Origin of the sequence: Serratia sp. 506_PEND, from assembly GCF_001076875.1 — a bacterium.
Taxonomy (GTDB): Bacteria; Pseudomonadota; Gammaproteobacteria; order Enterobacterales; family Enterobacteriaceae; genus Serratia; species Serratia marcescens.
In genome coordinates, this window is sequence record NZ_JVEL01000388.1 from 27,248 (window position 1) to 28,045 (window position 798).

Below are 798 nucleotides of genomic sequence, written 5' to 3' on the forward strand. Positions count from 1 at the left end.
CCGTCCCCAATGTGTGGTAGTGAAAATACCCAGGATTGGCAGTCAACGTCAGAACGCCCAGCATGACGCCGTTTTCATCCCTGATGGGGGCTGCCGCGCAGTGCTTCCCTCGAACACGCAGCGCTTCTTTATAGTTTTCTGCGCTCAGCATATAGACCAGCTTGTTCTCTTTCAGGCAGCGACCGGTGCAATTAGTACCTGATATAGCCTCGCTAAGAATACTGCCTACTGGCGTTAAATCCTGACCACAATAATGCAGTGTCACGCCATTGGCATCGGTCAGATTGATGTGGCCATCGGGGTTATAGGCAAGTAGATTACGCATGATGTCCCGCGCGATTGAGATTAACAGCACATTACGCGCCATTATTCTGCGAAGTTCACCTTCATCGCAGAACTGGTATTCAAAGCAATACGCATCAATGTTTTCGGTGTGGCTGCGTAACCATGAAGCGTGAATAGCCGAACGCAAGCCTTGGGGCGTATCACCCTGTTGGAAAGCTTTCCAGGCCAATCCTAGCTCTTCAATGTACTCGGCAAACCCCTGTTCATGGTTCAGCTTAGCAAGCAGCTCCCATTCCTCGTTCCAGGCCTTCTCGTGAATATGGTTCATAAATTTCATTCCACCTGATTTTGAACATGTTCATTCTATAGGCACTTTATGGAGACATGTCTTTTTTATAAACACTTTGTGATCGATATCTTTTTTTATTTCCTTTTAAAACAGCGAAATGCGACTTGGCACACCCATTGCTAAGTAGATACGTCTTACCTACAAAGACTAAAACTTAAAAAGAC

The 798-nt window shown here is 46.4% G+C and carries 1 pseudogene; it reads right to left on the reverse strand.

The window, feature by feature from the left end:
• Positions 1-613 (reverse strand): annotated as a pseudogene (locus tag ADK28_RS13575) (AAA family ATPase); the annotation flags it as partial.
• Positions 614-798 lie beyond the last annotated feature (185 nt).